The 15,947-nt window shown below is 59.6% G+C and carries 13 protein-coding genes; 9 read left to right on the top strand and 4 right to left on the bottom strand.

Annotation, left to right across the window (positions count from 1 at the left end):
- The first annotated feature begins 208 nt into the window (after window positions 1-208).
- From LNV07_RS01060 to LNV07_RS25620, 6 genes are all read left to right on the top strand, one after another.
- Window positions 209-2,797 carry a PAS domain S-box protein gene (locus LNV07_RS01060; RefSeq protein ID WP_263569325.1) on the top strand — a complete coding sequence of 863 codons (2,589 nt, stop codon included), beginning with the start codon at window positions 209-211 and terminating at the stop codon, window positions 2,795-2,797.
- Window positions 2,794-3,417 (top strand): response regulator transcription factor, encoded by a 624-nt coding sequence (locus LNV07_RS01055; protein ID WP_263569324.1) that lies wholly within the window; start codon window positions 2,794-2,796, stop codon window positions 3,415-3,417. Before LNV07_RS01060 ends, LNV07_RS01055 begins: the two co-directional genes overlap by 4 nt.
- A 68-nt stretch (window positions 3,418-3,485) precedes the next feature.
- Window positions 3,486-4,349 (top strand): bifunctional methylenetetrahydrofolate dehydrogenase/methenyltetrahydrofolate cyclohydrolase FolD, encoded by an 864-nt coding sequence (gene folD / locus LNV07_RS01050; RefSeq protein WP_263569323.1) that lies wholly within the window; start codon window positions 3,486-3,488, stop codon window positions 4,347-4,349.
- Window positions 4,346-6,367, top strand: coding sequence for a M3 family metallopeptidase (locus tag LNV07_RS01045; RefSeq protein WP_263569322.1), 2,022 nt, complete (start codon window positions 4,346-4,348; stop codon window positions 6,365-6,367). Before folD ends, LNV07_RS01045 begins: the two co-directional genes overlap by 4 nt.
- Before the next feature lie 80 nt (window positions 6,368-6,447).
- Window positions 6,448-6,591, top strand: coding sequence for a hypothetical protein (locus LNV07_RS01040; RefSeq protein WP_263569321.1), 144 nt, complete (start codon window positions 6,448-6,450; stop codon window positions 6,589-6,591).
- Window positions 6,588-7,196, top strand: a complete 609-nt coding sequence (locus LNV07_RS25620) for a glutaredoxin family protein (RefSeq protein ID WP_458296238.1) — start codon at window positions 6,588-6,590, stop codon at window positions 7,194-7,196. Before LNV07_RS01040 ends, LNV07_RS25620 begins: the two co-directional genes overlap by 4 nt.
- A 130-nt stretch (window positions 7,197-7,326) precedes the next feature.
- Here LNV07_RS25620 and bfr read toward each other — a convergent pair whose 3' ends face one another.
- Window positions 7,327-7,806 (bottom strand): bacterioferritin, encoded by a 480-nt coding sequence (bfr, locus tag LNV07_RS01025; protein WP_263569320.1) that lies wholly within the window; start codon window positions 7,804-7,806, stop codon window positions 7,327-7,329.
- 178 nt (window positions 7,807-7,984) lie between these two features.
- On the opposite strand from bfr, the gene hemP reads away from it, so the two are divergent.
- The 3 genes from hemP (at window position 7,985) to LNV07_RS01010 (ending at window position 11,008) form a co-directional block, all read left to right on the top strand.
- A complete protein-coding gene (gene hemP / locus LNV07_RS01020) occupies window positions 7,985-8,203 on the top strand; it encodes a hemin uptake protein HemP (protein WP_263569319.1) in 219 nt (72 codons plus the stop codon).
- 189 nt (window positions 8,204-8,392) lie between these two features.
- The gene (locus LNV07_RS01015) at window positions 8,393-9,841 is read left to right on the top strand and encodes an aldehyde dehydrogenase family protein (RefSeq protein WP_263569318.1); all 1,449 of its coding nucleotides are present in this window, start codon (window positions 8,393-8,395) and stop codon (window positions 9,839-9,841) included.
- 198 nt (window positions 9,842-10,039) lie between these two features.
- A complete protein-coding gene (locus LNV07_RS01010; protein WP_263569317.1) occupies window positions 10,040-11,008 on the top strand; it encodes a choice-of-anchor A family protein in 969 nt (322 codons plus the stop codon).
- 391 nt (window positions 11,009-11,399) lie between these two features.
- On the opposite strand, the gene LNV07_RS01005 is transcribed toward LNV07_RS01010, so the two are convergent.
- The 3 genes from LNV07_RS01005 to secA all read right to left on the bottom strand — a co-directional run bounded on the left by LNV07_RS01005 (window position 11,400) and on the right by secA (window position 15,742).
- Entirely contained in the window at window positions 11,400-12,068 is a 669-nt protein-coding gene (locus LNV07_RS01005) for a PEP-CTERM sorting domain-containing protein (protein ID WP_263569316.1), read from the bottom strand.
- Between the two features lie 72 nt (window positions 12,069-12,140).
- On the bottom strand, window positions 12,141-12,695 hold the full coding sequence (locus LNV07_RS01000) for an FxDxF family PEP-CTERM protein (protein WP_263569315.1): 555 nt from the start codon (window positions 12,693-12,695) through the stop codon (window positions 12,141-12,143).
- A gap of 302 nt (window positions 12,696-12,997) precedes the next feature.
- A complete protein-coding gene (secA, locus tag LNV07_RS00995) occupies window positions 12,998-15,742 on the bottom strand; it encodes a preprotein translocase subunit SecA (RefSeq protein WP_318013656.1) in 2,745 nt (914 codons plus the stop codon).
- Window positions 15,743-15,947 lie beyond the last annotated feature (205 nt).

Below are 15,947 nucleotides of genomic sequence, written 5' to 3'. Positions count from 1 at the left end.
GGCCTCCAACATGAAAGAAGAGGCTGCGGACCAATTGATTTAGAGGTTTACATCGAATACATCGCAGCGGAGTGTCGCACAACTTTCGCTCACTCTCAAATCGTGCGAGACAGTTTCACATAATGAAATTCACTAAGCAATTAGGCCATGACGAACTTGATGACGGCGTTCGGTCATCGCTGCGGCCGATGCCCGGATAATTGCCGCCATGCCCAATGCATTCGACCTCAAATCCGCCAAACGCAGACTGCTGCTTCCCTTGCAACGCGTGGCCACCGGTTGGTGGCGCCGCCAGTCTCCGGCCCGTCAAGACCGCTTCGCCACTTTGGGACCCTTGGTCTCGGTGTTGTTATTCCTGACCGCCATCATCCTGGCCTTCTGGTATTTGCGGAACGAGGAAATCGAGCGCGAGTCTGAGGCCGTCAAGCGCGACACCGAAATCGCCCAGCAGCAAATCCGTCTGCGCCTGATCGAGAACCAGGAACAGTTGATGCGCATTGCGCGCGAGATCGTGACGCGGGCAGTCGACACCCATGACTTCAGTGCCCAGGCCAAGGGCTTTGCGCGCGAGCGCCCCGAGGTGACCCATGTGACCTGGATCAACGCCAGGCGCGAAACGCGTGCCAGCGTCAGCGGCGCCGGCTTTCAAGATGACAGCTTGATGCGCTCCGATGGCAATGACCCGTCGATGCCGGTGGCCAATCAATCGAATCCGCCTGAGTCGGCCTTTCAGAACGCCAAGGAGCGGCGTCAGCCGGTCTATTCGCAGGTCTTCAGCGACTACAACGGCACGCCGGTCTTCCAAGTACAAGTGCCCTTGATTGATCGCAGCGGCTTCTCCGGTGTCTTGATCGCGGAATACTCGGTCGAGGCCTTGCTGCGCTATTACGTGCCGACCGAGGTGTCATCCCGCCACAGCATGGCCGTGCTGGACGACGGCGACAAGATCGTCGCCAGCTCGGTCACGCAGATGCCGGGCAAACGCAGCAAGCGCGCCTCCATCCTGCATGAGGCGCCGCTCGCCCCGGCCATGAACGGCCTGGTCCTGCGCGGCGAGGGCTACCGCACCTCGATCGGCCTGATCAGCAACACCTTGTTCTGGATGGTGGTGGCGCTGTCCACCCTGACCGTCTGGATGCTGCTGGGCACCTGGCGGCATATGCGAAGGCGACTGCAAATCCAGACCGCGCTGACCTCTGAAACCAACTTCCGCCGCGCGATGGAGAACTCGATGTTGACCGGCATGCGGGCGCTGGACATGGAGTCGCGCATCTCCTACGTCAACCCGGCGTTTTGCGCGATGACGGGCTTCTCGGAGGCCGAGCTGATAGGGCGCAAGCCGCCCTTCCCGTTCTGGCCGCCGGACCGCCTGGAAGAAAACGCCCGCCTGCTGCAACAAGAAATCCATGGCCGCAGCCCGGCCGGCGGCGTCGAGGTGAAGATGCTGCGCAAGGACGGCAGCACCTTTGATGGCCGCATGTATGTGTCGCCGCTGGTCGACACCAAGGGCAAGCAGACCGGCTGGATGACCTCGATGACCAATATCACCGAGGCCAAGCGGGTGCGCGACCAGCTCTCGGCCTCGCACGAACGTTTCACCACCGTGCTCGAAGGGCTGGACGCAGCGGTGTCGGTGCTGTCGGTGCAGCAGGGCGAGTTGCTGTTCGCCAACCGCAGCTATCGGCTCTGGTTCGGTGCCGACCCGGCCGGCCATGCGCTGCTGTCGGGCAGCCAACTGGGCCGCAGCACCGGGCCCGATGCGGACGAAGAAGTCGATGATTATTCGGGGCTGCCGCCCCAGCATTTGACCGATGCGGGCGCCGATCCGCGAGAGGTGTTTGTCGAGTCGCTGGAGATGTGGTTTGACGTTCGCACGCGCTATCTGCAGTGGACCGACGGCCGCCTGGCGCAAATGCTGATTGCCACCGACATCACGACGCGCCGGCGCGCCGAAGAGCAGGCCGCGCTGCAGGCCGAAAAAGCGCAAATGACCAGCCGCTTGATGACGATGGGCGAGATGGCATCGAGCGTCGCGCATGAGCTGAACCAGCCGCTGACCGCGATAACGAATTACTGCAACGGCATGGTCTCGCGCGTGCGCAACGACGCGATCCAAAAGGACGATCTGCTGGCGGCGCTGGAGAAGACCGCCAAGCAGGCGCAACGCGCCGGCCAGATCATTCACCGCATCCGCAACTTCGTGAAGCGCAGCGAACCCAAGCGCGAAGCCGCGCAAGCGCATGACATCGTCGAGGATGCGGTCGAGTTGGCCGGCATCGAGCTGCGGCGCCGCAATGTCGCCATCCACACCTATGTCGCGCAGCGCCTGCCGCAGCTGATGGTGGACCCGATCCTGATCGAACAGGTCTTGATGAACCTGTTGAAGAACGCGGCCGAGGCGATCGACAACGCCGGCCTGCCGGCCTCGCGCCGTCACATCGAGCTGCGTGTGGTGCCCAAGCACACGCCCGAGTTGGGCGGCCATATCGACTTCAGCGTCACCGACATGGGGCCGGGCATGCCCGAGGAAGTGATCTCGCGCATGTACGAGGCCTTCTTCTCCACCAAGTCGGACGGGCTGGGCATCGGCTTAGGGTTATGCCGGTCTATTGTGGAGTCGCACAAGGGGCGAATCAGGGCCGAGAACTTATACAATGGCGCAGCTATTGTGGGCTGCAGGTTCGCCTTCAGCATCCCGGTAGACATCTCCCGCCTTGATCCGACACTGCCGACTGCGGCAGCCGGGCCGAGCGGGCCGACAGCTTCAGCAGTAGTAAACCAAATTCCGACACCATGAGTCTGATTCCGAAGAAGGGCAATGTCTACGTTGTCGATGATGACGAGGCCGTACGCGACTCGCTGCAATGGCTGCTAGAAGGCAAGGACTACCGGGTCAAGTGTTTTGATTCGGCCGAGTCTTTCCTGAGCCGCTACGACCCGCGCGAAGTCGCCTGCTTGATCGCCGACATCCGCATGGAAGGCATGAGCGGCCTGGAGTTGCAAGACCGTTTGCTGGAGCGCAAGAGCCCGCTGCCGGTCGTCTTCATCACCGGCCACGGCGATGTGCCGATGGCGGTGCAGACGATGAAAAAAGGCGCGTTGGACTTCATCGAAAAGCCCTTCAAGGAAGACGAATTGGCCGCCATCGTCGAGCGCATGCTCGAGCAGGCCCGCGCCGCGTTCTCCACCCATCAAGAAGCCGCCAGCCGCGACGCCTTGCTGCAGCGCCTGACAACACGCGAGTCGCAAGTGCTCGAGCGCATCGTCGCCGGCCGCCTCAATAAGCAGATCGCCGATGACCTCGGCATCAGCATCAAGACGGTGGAAGCGCACCGCGCCAACATCATGGAAAAATTGAATGCCAACACGGTTGCCGATCTGCTGAAGATCGCCCTCGGCGCTGCCGCCAAGGCTTGAGAGAGCACCGCCTAGAACTGCCCCAAGAAGCGCGCCCTGAGCGCGCTTTTGCTTTTACGGAGATGAATATGACTGCCCAATTGATCGACGGCAACGCCCTATCCCAACAAGTCCGCGCCGAGGTTGCGCAGCGCGCCGCCGCGCTGACGGCCAAGGGCGTCAAACCCGGCCTTGCCGTGGTGCTGGTCGGAGACAACCCGGCCTCGCAGGTCTATGTGCGCAACAAGGTCAAGGCCTGTGCCGATGCCGGCCTGCACTCGGTGCTGGAGAAGTACGACGCCAGCATGAGCGAGGCCGAGTTGCTGGCCCGCGTCGAGGCCTTGAACAATGATCCCAGCATCCACGGCATTCTGGTGCAGCTCCCCTTGCCCAAACATATCGACGATCACAAGGTCATCGAAGCGATCTCGCCCGAGAAGGATGTGGACGGCTTTCACATCGCCAGCGCCGGCGCGCTGATGGTGGGCGAGCAAGGCTTCAAGGCCTGCACGCCTTACGGATGCATGAAGATGCTGGAGGCTATCGGCATGAAGGATCTGCGCGGCAAACATGCCGTCGTGATCGGCCGCAGCAATATCGTCGGCAAGCCAATGGCGATGATGCTCTTGCAGGCCAACGCCACCGTCACGGTCTGCCACAGCGGCACGGCGGATCTGGCCTTTCACACGCGCCAGGCCGATATCGTTGTCGCGGCGGTTGGCAAGCGCAATGTACTAACGGCGGAGATGGTCAAGCCCGGCGCCGTCGTCATCGACGTGGGCATGAACCGCAATGACGAGGGCAAGCTCTGCGGCGATGTGGACTTCGACGGCGTCAAAGAAGTGGCCGGCTGGATCACCCCGGTGCCCGGCGGCGTTGGCCCGATGACGATCACGATGCTGCTGGTCAACACGATTGAATCGGCGGAACGAGCCACAGCGGAGGCCGTATGAGTAACCCATTACTCAGTACCGCCGCCCTGCCCGCTTTCGCCAGCATCAAGCCCGAGCACATTGCCCCGGCGATCGAGCAACTGCTGAACGAATCGCGCGCGGCGCTGGCGCTCGCCACCTCGGACGCGACGCCGGCCGACTATGACGCCTTGTCGGCCAGCTTGGGCGTTGCCACCGAACGTTTCGGAGCGTCTTGGGGCGCCGTCAGCCATCTGAACGCGGTCGCCAACACGCCCGAGCTGCGCGAGGCCTATAACGCGATGCTGCCGGCCGTCACCGAGTTCTTCACCGAACTCGGCGCGGACGAAAAGCTCTATGCCAAGTACAAGGCGATCGCCGCCAGCCCAGCCGCCGCCGGCTTGAGCGCGCCGCGCCGGCAAGCACTGAAGCTGTGGTTGCGCGACTTCGTGCTGTCGGGGGCCGAGTTGCAAGGTGAGGCCAAGGCCCGCTTCGCCGCGATCCAGGAGCGCAGCGCCGAACTCGGCCAGCAGTTCTCCGAACATGTGCTCGACGCGACCGACGGCTTTGCCTATTACGCGACGGCCGAGGAGATGGACGGCGTGCCTGCCGACGCCGTCAGCGCCGCACAAGAGGCCGCCAAAGCCGAGGGCAAAGAGGGTTTCAAGCTAACGCTGCATTTCCCCTCATACCTGCCGGTGATGCAATACGCGAGCCATCGCGACTTGCGTGCTCGCCTGTATCGCGCCTATGTGACGCGCGCCAGTGAGCTTGGCGACAAGCCAGAGTGGGACAACAGCGCCATCATCGAAGAGCTGCTGCGCCTGCGCCATGAAGAGGCGGCGCTGCTCGGCTTTGCCAACTATGCCGAGGCCTCGATGGTGGCCAAGATGGCCGACTCGCCGACCCAGGTCCTGGACTTCTTGCGTGACCTGTCGCGTCGCGCCCGCCCCTTTGCCGAGAAGGATCTGGCCGAGCTGCGTGACTTCGCCGCCACCAAGCTGGGCCTGAGCGAGCTGCAACCCTGGGACACCGCTTACGCGTCCGAAAAACTCAAGGAAGCCCGCTACGCCTTCAGCGATCAGGAGGTCAGGCAATATTTCACCGTGCCGCGCGTGCTGGCCGGCCTGTTCGACATCATCGAGCGCCTGTTCAATGTGAAGATCAGCGAGCAGCCGGCCGAGGTCTGGCATGAGTCCGTCAAGTTCTACCGCCTTGAAAGAAATGGCGCACTGGTCGGTCAGTTCTACCTCGACCTCTATGCCCGCAGCGGCAAACGGCCGGGTGCCTGGATGGACGAGGTGCGCAGCCGCTGGGCGCGGCCGGACGGCGCGCAGCAGACGCCGGTGGCGCAGTTGGTCTGCAACTTCTCCTCACCTGTCGGTGACAAGCCGGCCCTGTTGAGCCATGACGACGTGACCACGCTGTTCCACGAATTCGGCCACGGCCTGCACCACCTGCTGACGCAAGTGGACGAGCTCGGCGTCTCCGGCATCTCCGGCGTCGAATGGGATGCCGTCGAACTGCCCAGTCAGTTCATGGAGAACTTCTGCTGGGAATGGGAGGTCGTGCAACAGCTGACCAGCCATGTCGACACAGGCGAGTCACTGCCGCGCGACTTGTTCGACAAGATGACGGCGGCCAAGAACTTCCAGAGCGGCCTGCAGACGCTGCGCCAGATCGAGTTCTCGGTCTTCGATATGCGCTTGCATGCCGAGCCCGGCAGCGAGGCGGCCGTGCAAGCGCTGCTCGACGAAGTGCGCGCCGAGGTCGCCGTGATGCCCACGCCCAGCTTCAACCGCAGCCAGCACAGCTTCTCGCATATCTTTGCGGGCGGCTATTCGGCCGGCTACTACAGCTATAAATGGGCCGAGTTGCTGAGCGCCGATGCCTGGAGCGCGTTTGAGGTCGAGGGTGTTTTCAATGCCGCCACTGGCCAGCGTTACTTGCAAAACGTGCTGGAAGTGGGCGGTTCTCGGCCCGCGATGGAGAGTTTCAAGGCCTTCCGTGGCCGCGAACCCCAGATTGATGCGCTGCTGCGGCATCAGGGCATGAGCTGAACGAGTAAAGGCGAGAAACGGCGTTGTAAGGTCTAAGGCGTGCCGGCGACTGAAGGAGAAATCAGTCACCGGGTTTCGCCATGACCATGCCTCGCCGCAGCTTCTGCCTGTCTGCCTCCGTCCTGCTATTGACCGCCTGCGGTGGCGGCGCTTCCAGCGACCCAGAATCGGTCACCGCTCCAAGCGCCGCCGAGCCGCAGGCCCGCTACAAACTCACCAGTTGAAGGAGCGCCTGGCTCGTCCTGCCGCCTTGCAGCAAGGCGCAAGCAAGGTCAACGCCCAAAGCGCCAGCCTGTCCCTCTATCAATTCAAGACCTGCCCGTTCTGCATCAAGGTTCGCCAGGAAATCCATGCGCTGGCGCTGCCTATCGCGCGCCTAGATGCCCAGCATGATGAGCAGAACCGCCAAGCGCTGTTGCAGGGCCGGGGTGCGACCAAGGTGCCCTGCCTGAAGATCACCGAGGCCAACGGTTCGGTACGGTGGCTGAGCGAGTCGGGCGCGATGGTTGACTATTTGAGCGGGCGCTTTGCTGGGCCATTCCAAAAAGGACTTTGCCGGATAGCCGGGCCAGACGCCAAGCTAGCTCAGCGGCCCATTGACCACCTGCCAAGTCGGACGCTCGGGCCGGCCACCGGCACAGCCGCTCTTGGCAAGCGCTGCATCAAAGACCTCTCTGGCGCAGTCCAGGCAGCAAGCGCAAGCCGAGGCCACACCGGTCTCGTCTTGCAGAAGCTCGAAATTGCTGATGCCTTCAGCCACGCTGCGCTTGATATCGCGATCGGACACTCGGTGGCAAAGGCAAACAATCATGGCGCGTTAGAGCCTTAGGCTTCAGTTGGTTCTCTTAACCAGACTTTAACGCAAATGCGAACCACTCTCAATCAAATTTTCACAAGGCCCTGAGTACCGCAGGTCTAATGCCCGGGCCACAAGCTACTGCCCCAGCGACCTTTACCACTCAGGAATTGGCGCCGCCCATTTGCGATTGCAGCCAATTTTGCTCGCCCACTTGAGCGACCAAGCCGATCTGTGTTTCCAGATGATCGATGTGGTCCTCGGTGTCTTTGAGGATGCTGCCAAGGACATCGCGCGAGACATAGTCACGCACAGTCTCGCAGTGGGCAATGGCCTCCTTGAGCCCAGGCTGGGAGCCGGCCTCAAGCTTCAAATCGCAGTGCAACACCTCAATCGCGTTCTCGCCGATATAGAGCTTCCCAAGGTCTTGCAAATTAGGCAGCCCGTCGAGCATCAGGATGCGATCCATCAACTTGTCGGCGTGCTTCATTTCCTCGATCGACTCATCGTGCTCATGCTTGGCCAATCGCTCGAAGCCCCAATTTTTCAGCATCCGGTAATGCAAAAAATACTGATTGATCGCGGTCAGTTCGATCTTCAACTGAGCATTCAGATACTCCAGAACCTTGGTGTCGCCTTGCATGACTCTCTCCTTAATTGGTCAGCGGGCATTGTGCTTCGCCGCTTGTAGCCGGCCAAGGAAAATCCACAGCTTTCTGCTCTGCATAGGAAGCGTTATCAGCGCCGATCTGCAAACGGAAAAGAGAGATTCGATGATAAATTGATTGCCAGTACGAATCATTCGTATTTAGAATGCAAAAATGCATAACTCCAAGCCTCCAGAACCGCTAACCCAGACCCCTTCACATGCGATTGATTTCGCCCTGGAAGCGGCAGCGCTACCCATCGGCGTGCATGTTCGCAAACGCATCAGCAGCAAAACATTGCTGGGTAGCGAGCGCGAGGTCGAGATTGAGCATGGAGGTCAGCTCTATCGCCTGCGCTTGACTGCACTCGGCAAGCTGATTCTCACCAAATAGATTTGACAATAAAGCAACGGACACCCGGAACGCCAAGCTTCAACTTTCGGTGACCGTTGGCCGCGCGCCCGGACGCGGCGGCCGATTGCCCACTTACCAAGGAATCAAAGTCAGATCGCCCGCAAGGCCAACGTCGTTTTGTTAAATATATTTATAATATTTACAAACAAGCAAACCGAAAGAGCACCCATGTCTGACTCAAACTCGACTCACACCAACTTCGTCGCCGGACAATGGATGGAAGGAGTCAGCGCCCGCGCCAATATCAACCCGTCGGACACAGGCGACACAATCGGCCGCTACACCCAAGCCGACCATGCCCAGACGGAACTCGCGATTGCAGCGGCCCACGCGGCAGCTCCAAGTTGGGGTCTAAGCAACCCGCAGGTTCGCGCCGACGCATTGGACCGAATCGGCAGCGAGATCCTGGCCCGCAAAGACGAGTTAGGGGAGTTGCTGTCGCGCGAAGAAGGCAAGACGCGCCCCGAAGGCATCGGAGAGGTGGCCCGCGCCGGAGCTATCTTCAAATTCTTTGCGCAAGAAGCGCTGCGCTTGCGCGGCGACAAACTGGCCTCGGTGCGACCCAATATTGAGGTCGAGGTGACAAGAGAGCCGGTCGGGGTGGTCGGCGTGATCGCGCCCTGGAACTTTCCCGCTGCCATTCCCGCGTGGAAGATTGCCCCCGCCCTCGCCTATGGCAACACGGTCTTGTTCAAGCCGGCCGAGTTGGTGCCCGGTACAGCCTGGGCCTTAAGTGAAATCATCAGCCGCGCCGGCCTGCCTCAAGGCGTGTTCAATCTGTTGATGGGGCCGGGTTCGGTGGTCGGCCAAGCCTTGCTGAACTCTCCGCAAGTGAATGCCTTGAGCTTTACCGGTTCGGTCGCCACCGGCGCCCGCGTGGCGCAGGCTGCCGTGCAACGCGGCGCCAAGTTTCAATTGGAAATGGGCGGCAAGAATCCTTGCGTCGTGCTGGATGATGCCGACCTCGACCTGGCGGTCAACTGCGTGGTGCAAAGCGCCTTCTATTCGACCGGCCAGCGTTGTACGGCGGCCTCGCGGATCATTGTCCAAAAAGGCATCTACAAGGTATTTCTTGAGCGCTTGGCCGCAGCCACCGCCGCCTTGCGCGTCGGCCATGCGTTGCACGCCGAGACCCAGATCGGCCCCGTTGTTGACGCCAGCCAACTGGCCCAGAACCTGCGATACATCGCCATGGCCAAGGCCGAAGGCGCTCGCCATGTCTGCGGCGGCGAGACGCTGAACTTGGCGACGCCCGGCCACTACCTGAGCCCGGCCTTGTTTGCCGACTGCGACAACGCGATGCGTCATTGCCAAGAAGAAATCTTTGGCCCGGTGGCCAGTGTGATCCCGGCCGATGACTATGAGCATGCTCTGCAACTCGCCAATGACACGCCGTTTGGCCTGTCCAGCGGCATCTGCACCGGCTCGCTCAAATACGCCAGCCACTTCAAGCGTCATGCTCAAGCCGGCATGGTGATGGTCAATCTGCCGACCGCCGGCGTCGACTATCACGTCCCGTTTGGCGGCCGCAAAGCATCCAGCATGGGCTCGCGCGAGCAAGGCAGCTATGCCGCCGAGTTTTTCACCACGGTCAAGACCAGCTATTTGCAGGCTTGACGAGAACTGGCCGGCCAACGCCCGCCAGTTCGGCGATTTGAGCCAGGAATTTCGTGCAAAGCGCACAAACCAAAGCAATACCAATTCAAGTGAATCGGGCTTTTCATCCGTATTTTCCCTAGAATTTCGGTCATGGCGAAGGATCCTTCGCTGAGATCGCAAACTCAACCTACAGGGGTCTTTTAGGTGAAAAGCAAAATGTTGAATCGTACAAGTGGTCTGAAGTTGGTTTCTATCGCCGCGGCAGCATTATTGGCCAGCGCGGTACAGGCCGTGCCGGTGCAGAACCTCGACTTGGGCGTTGCCTCGAAATACAGCGGCTTCTTCTTTGGCGATGCCAGCAAGGTTATGGACGTTGAAGGCAAGTTCGCCGTGGGCGGCAACTTGGACACCTCCGGCTTTTCTTTTGGGTATCGCACCTCGTCAGACGTTGACGGCCCGAGCTTGGTCGTAGGCGGCAATGTAAGACTTGGCACAGGCCAGATCTTCAAGGGTCCAGGGAACAACATCGATACCAACGCCACCGTCGGACCTATTACCAGTTGGACAAAGCCAGTTGGCTATGGTGTCTACGGCGGTGCCAATGATTCCTCCCAACCACATGATTTGCGTAAAGGCAATGTGATCGACTTTGGCGCCGCCGAGACTCAACTTAAAGCACTGTCTTCAACGCTAGCGACCGGAACTGCAAATGGCACGGTTGAAAGCAAATGGGGCGGACTTTATTTGACGGGCAACAACACAGCCGACGTACAAGTATTTGATGTAGCAGGTGGTCAACTAGGCAACCTGTTTTTGCAGAATGTCAAACAGGGCGCCCAAGTATTGGTGAATGTGCATGGAAACGCGGTGACGTTTTCGGGTGGCCAAGATGGCCAATTGGAAGCTCTACGCGGCAGCGTTCTGTTCAACTTGGTTGACGCCACCAGTGTCAACATTGCTACCTTTACGTACGGCACTATCTTGGCGACCAAGGCCAACGTCATCGGCACGGGTCACATAGAAGGATCGATCATCGGCAACTCTATTTCTGCGCAGGTGGAAATCGGCCATGAACCTTTCCGCAATATTTCCGCCGTCCCCGAGCCAGAGACCTATGCTTTGATGCTGGCCGGCCTGGGCGTCGTAACCTTCATGGCGCGTCGCCGCAAGATGACCGGCAACTAAACCCGATTTAACTTCTCACCGCTCACAAGGGCTCCTTCGGGAGCCTTTTTTGTTTCCAGCCGATATTCAAATCAAATCAGAGGCGAGACAAGTCCCCAGGCCATGGTTCTCTCCAGCCCCCACATCTCGCGGACTGCTGCTGCCCCGACCGAGCTGCCCACGAAGAGCTTTGCTACGGCTACGGCAAGAGCGGAGCCATGCTCGCGTCCGTCCCGACAGAATCGGCGCCCGCCACGGAGCAAGAGCGCCGTTCGCAGAAAATGGCATAGAGGGCAGGAGACAGTGGCTAGGTGTGCCAGAGCAAAGGACGAAGCGCAAAGGGCGCCCAATGGGCGCCCTCCTTTTAGCGTTCAATCACGACCTAGCGGCGGCCAGACGGCCGACCGAAACGTCAGCCCTGTTTGTTTTTACGCCGACGAGCAAGCAAACCGAAACCAGCCAAACCCACGGCCATCAAGGCAAAACCGCTAGGCTCGGGTACAGCGGTGACGGTTAATAAGTCTTGGAAACCATTACTAGTCAACTTGGTCAGTGTGTAGAGATCTTGCCCAGCGTAAGCATCGGCTTTTCCCAGAAAGGAATTCACTTGAAACACGAATCCTTCTGTCTTCAAGGGATCGGCAAGGTTCGTGACCGAAAAGTCGCCCGCGCCTTTGCTCACGTCCATCACAGCCTCGGTCTCATGGGTGATTTCCCAAATAGCCGTCTGAAACGCCGCCCTGTCGGTGGCGCTCGCGAGCCCGGCATAGCTGCTGCTGAACAACCCATTCAGGCGGGTCGCTTGCACACCGTCGAACTTGCCCACCGTGTAGGTTTGAAAGCCGTCACCAGCCACCGCGTGGTCTTCAACCAATTCCACACAATAGGCGTAAAAGCTGGCGTTGCTCTGCGTAGTCCGGAACTCGAGCCGTCCCGTCGGGTAAGCAGTCGCGAAGCTCGTCGTCAATATCGTCTCGCTGTCTTTGCCAACGAACTTCAGGTCCAAGCTGTCCGCCACAGCAATGCCAGTCATAGACATCGTCAACACGGCAAGAGCAATCGCTTTCTTGTTTGCAAACATTTCAGTTCCTCTTCTTACGATCAAATAGTGACTCTGAACGTGGTTCAGATTTCGTTGGGCAATCTGGTGGCTTCAAGCCTTGCGCAGACGCTTGACGGCAACGAGCCCGCATAAAGCCAGGAGACTCAGGGCCAGGGTCTGTGGCTCAGGCACAGCATTTACCCCAGTTAATTGCAATGAATAGGAGTTCGCCTGTTTGCCACCCTTTATCAGGCCGCCCTTGCCTTCAACATGCAGCACCCAGTCACCAGCCGTCAAAACGACGTTAGACAGCGTCCAAGTTTCAACGCCCAGATCATCAGCATCAGAGCCAACGAGCTCAATCGGTGCCAGATTTTTGTTGTCGGCGCTCGTCAAATAGACCTTGGTGATATCTAGCTTGGATTTCACTGCTTTTTGACCGAACTTATGCCCGGCTGTCATCAGGGCGCCGGACAATTTTTGCGCGCTAGCCAGATGGAAATTGAACTCATCCTTAACATCGTCGTCCTTGATGCCGGTGCGACCAACCTGATCCATTAAGTTCTCACTGACTTTGAACATAACCGGACCCGCTACGACCTGCGTCGCACCAACCAGCAGGCCCAAGGCCAAGGAAGCTGCTCCCACCGCTCTTCTTGTACGCATGAAAATTACCCTCTTTAAGTTTCAACTCTGGGCCGATAGCCGCTGGATTCGCGGCCATCAAGATCACCATCAATCCAAGTACGAATCGTAGGGGAATGCACCCATTTAGCCGCCCCCCTGACTGGGTGGCCGTAAGCGGGTAGCGTGTGAAATGCACGGCAAAAGCCGGTCATTTCGAGGCCTCTGCATGAGCAGACGAGGGAAGGCGTCGAGGATGCGCTGCCCGTAGGCAAAAAAAGGGCCGCATCCTTGCCGGATGCGGCCCTTCTGATGGGTTGAGACGGTGAGTTCTGAATTGCCCGTCAGGCCAGCTTGCCGTGGCAGAGCTTGAACTTCTTGCCGCTGCCGCAGGGGCAAGCGTCATTGCGGCCGACATGCCCGTACTTGCCCGCATCGAAATCAGGCGCAGCGTCTTGCGACACCGAACCGTCTTCATTCGGGTGGGTGTAGGTGACGTTGCTGACCCGCTCGGCGCGCGCTTCAATGGCCTCGGCGGCGCGATTGGCTTCCTCTTGCGACTGGATACGCACATTCATCAAGGTGCGAGTGACTTCCATCTTCACCACATCCAGCAACTGCGAGAACAGATCGAAGGCTTCGCGCTTGTATTCCTGCTTGGGGTTCTTCTGTGCGTAACCGCGCAGATGGATGCCCTGGCGCAGATAGTCCAGCGATGCCAGATGCTCGCGCCAATGTTGGTCGATGCTTTGCAGCAAGACCATGCGCATGAATGGCGTCAACTGATCGATGCCGACACGCTCAACCTTGTCGGCGAACACGGTGTCGCCGGTCTTCACCACCAACTCCAACACATCTTCATCGGTGATGGAATCGCTCTTCTCGACCATCGCGGTCAACGCCACTTCAAGCTGCCACTCGTCGCGTAACACGCGCTCAAGGCCGGGCAAGTCCCACTGCTCTTCGACGCTCTGCGACGGCACAAAGGTGCGCACCACATCGCCCAGCGTGCTGGCACGCAGATTGTCAATTTGCTCGACCAGGCTCTGCGCTTCGAGGATGTCATTGCGCTGCTGATAAATGACCTTGCGCTGATCGTTCGAAACGTCGTCGTACTCGAGCAACTGCTTGCGCACATCAAAGTTGCGAGCCTCGACCTTGCGCTGCGCGCTTTCGATCGAACGGCTGACGATGCCGGCCTCGATCGCCTCGCCTTCGGGCATCTTCAGGCGATCCATGATGGCGCGCACGCGGTCACCCGCGAAGATGCGCATCAACTGATCGTCAAGCGAGAGGTAGAAACGCGAAGCACCGGGGTCGCCTTGGCGGCCGGAGCGACCACGTAACTGATTATCGATACGGCGGCTTTCATGCCGCTCGGTGGCGATGATGCGCAAGCCACCGGCCGCCTTGACCTGCTCATGCAACCCGGCCCATTCGTCCTTGAGCGTCTGAATCTGCTGGGCCTTGTCGGCCTCGGCCACGCTTGCGTCAGCCTCGATCAACTTGATTTGATTCTCAACATTACCACCCAACACGATGTCGGTGCCGCGACCGGCCATATTGGTGGCAATGGTGATCATGCCCGGCCGACCCGCCTGCGCGACGATCAAGGCTTCCTGCGCATGCTGCTTGGCGTTCAGAACCTTGTGTGGCAGCTTCTCGGCTGTCAGCAACTTCGAGATGTATTCGGAGTTTTCGATTGAAGTCGTGCCAACCAAGGTGGGTTGACCGCGCTCATGGCTGGCCTTGATGTCGGCGACGACGGCATGGAACTTTTCAACCGTGGTCTTGTAGACCAAGTCCTGCTCATCCTTGCGCCGAGTTGGGCGGTTAGGCGGAATCACCACCGTTTCAAGCCCATAAATTTCTTGAAATTCGTAGGCCTCGGTGTCCGCCGTGCCGGTCATGCCGGACAACTTACCGTACATGCGGAAGAAGTTCTGGAAGGTGATCGAGGCCAGCGTCTGGTTCTCGCTCTGGATCGCCACGCCTTCTTTGGCCTCTACCGCCTGGTGCAGACCATCGCTCCAGCGGCGCCCGGTCATCAAACGGCCGGTGAACTCGTCGACGATGATGACCTCACCGCTTTGCACCACGTAATGCTGGTCGCGGTGGTAGATGTGGGTGGCCCGCAGCGCGGCATACAGATGATGCATCAGCGTGATGTTGCCGGCGTCGTAGAGGCTGGCGCCTTCCATCAGCAGGCCAGCTTCGCTCAGCAAGCGTTCGGCGTTCTCATGGCCGTCTTCGGTCAAATAGACCTGATGCGATTTTTCATCAACGGTGAAGTCACCGGGCTCGATCACGCCTTCGCCGGTACGAATATCCAACTCGCCGATCTGCTTCTTCAAGCCGGGAGCGACCTTGTTGATGGCCAGATACACATCGGTCTGGTCATCGGCTTGGCCGGAGATGATCAGCGGTGTGCGCGCCTCGTCGATCAGGATGGAATCAACCTCGTCAACGATGGCGAACGCCAATGGACGTTGCACGCGGTCCGAGACCTCGTGCACCATATTGTCTCGAAGATAGTCAAAGCCGTATTCGTTGTTGGTGCCGTAGGTAACGTCAGCGGCGTAAGCGGCCTGCTTCTCTTCGCGCGACATTTGCGCCAAGTTGACGCCAACGGTGAGGCCCAGAAAGTTGTAGAGCCGCGCCATCCATTCAGCGTCGCGCTTGGCCAAATAGTCATTGACGGTGACCAGATGTACGCCCTTGCCCGTCAGCGCATTCAGATAAACGGCCAGGGTACCCATCAAGGTCTTGCCTTCGCCGGTGCCCATCTCGGCCACCTTGCCGGCGTTGAGCACCATACCGCCGATCAACTGCACATCGAAGTGCCGCATCTTCAGCGCGCGTTTACCGCCTTCCCGCACCACCGCAAACGCTTCCGGCAGCAAAGAATCCAAGGTCTCGCCCTTGGCAAGACGCTGCTTGAACTCGTCGGTCTTGGCCTTCAAGGCCGCATCATCGAGTTGCTCGAATTGCGGCTCCAGCGCATTAATCTGCTGGACGGTGCGGCGGTAGCCCTTAAGCAAGCGCTCGTTACGGCTACCGAAAATCTGGGTGAGAAGCTTGGGCAACATGCAGCGTATTGGTTGAATCGTAAGTTTCGGGGGAGCCACTTGGCTGCTCCCTGGGGTTGGCGGTCGCCGCCGACAAACATTCATGTTTGCCACGAGCTAGGCCTCTGAATTCTTCTTCGTGCTCGGCCCATATGAGGCGCACTCGACGTACTGCAATAGCTCACGTCACTTGCTGCCCAAAACTGCCAAGCGCAAAACTCCGGGA

The organism is Roseateles oligotrophus, from assembly GCF_025717515.1.
Classification (GTDB): domain Bacteria; phylum Pseudomonadota; class Gammaproteobacteria; order Burkholderiales; family Burkholderiaceae_C; genus Paucibacter_A; species Paucibacter_A oligotrophus.
This window is presented reverse-complemented; position numbering and strand designations above follow the sequence as displayed.

Excerpts from the sequence above, each read along its gene's own strand:
- LNV07_RS01060 (WP_263569325.1), top strand. The coding sequence starts at position 209 with ATGCCCAATGCATTCGACCTCAAATCCGCCAAACGCAGACTGCTGCTT.
- LNV07_RS01055 (WP_263569324.1), top strand. The coding sequence starts at position 2,794 with ATGAGTCTGATTCCGAAGAAGGGCAATGTCTACGTTGTCGATGATGAC.
- folD (WP_263569323.1), top strand. The coding sequence starts at position 3,486 with ATGACTGCCCAATTGATCGACGGCAACGCCCTATCCCAACAAGTCCGC.
- LNV07_RS01045 (WP_263569322.1), top strand. The coding sequence starts at position 4,346 with ATGAGTAACCCATTACTCAGTACCGCCGCCCTGCCCGCTTTCGCCAGC.
- LNV07_RS01040 (WP_263569321.1), top strand. The coding sequence starts at position 6,448 with ATGACCATGCCTCGCCGCAGCTTCTGCCTGTCTGCCTCCGTCCTGCTA.
- bfr (WP_263569320.1), bottom strand. The coding sequence starts at position 7,806 with ATGCAAGGCGACACCAAGGTTCTGGAGTATCTGAATGCTCAGTTGAAG.
- hemP (WP_263569319.1), top strand. The coding sequence starts at position 7,985 with ATGCATAACTCCAAGCCTCCAGAACCGCTAACCCAGACCCCTTCACAT.
- LNV07_RS01015 (WP_263569318.1), top strand. The coding sequence starts at position 8,393 with ATGTCTGACTCAAACTCGACTCACACCAACTTCGTCGCCGGACAATGG.
- LNV07_RS01010 (WP_263569317.1), top strand. The coding sequence starts at position 10,040 with ATGTTGAATCGTACAAGTGGTCTGAAGTTGGTTTCTATCGCCGCGGCA.
- LNV07_RS01005 (WP_263569316.1), bottom strand. The coding sequence starts at position 12,068 with ATGTTTGCAAACAAGAAAGCGATTGCTCTTGCCGTGTTGACGATGTCT.
- LNV07_RS01000 (WP_263569315.1), bottom strand. The coding sequence starts at position 12,695 with ATGCGTACAAGAAGAGCGGTGGGAGCAGCTTCCTTGGCCTTGGGCCTG.
- secA (WP_318013656.1), bottom strand. The coding sequence starts at position 15,742 with ATGTTGCCCAAGCTTCTCACCCAGATTTTCGGTAGCCGTAACGAGCGC.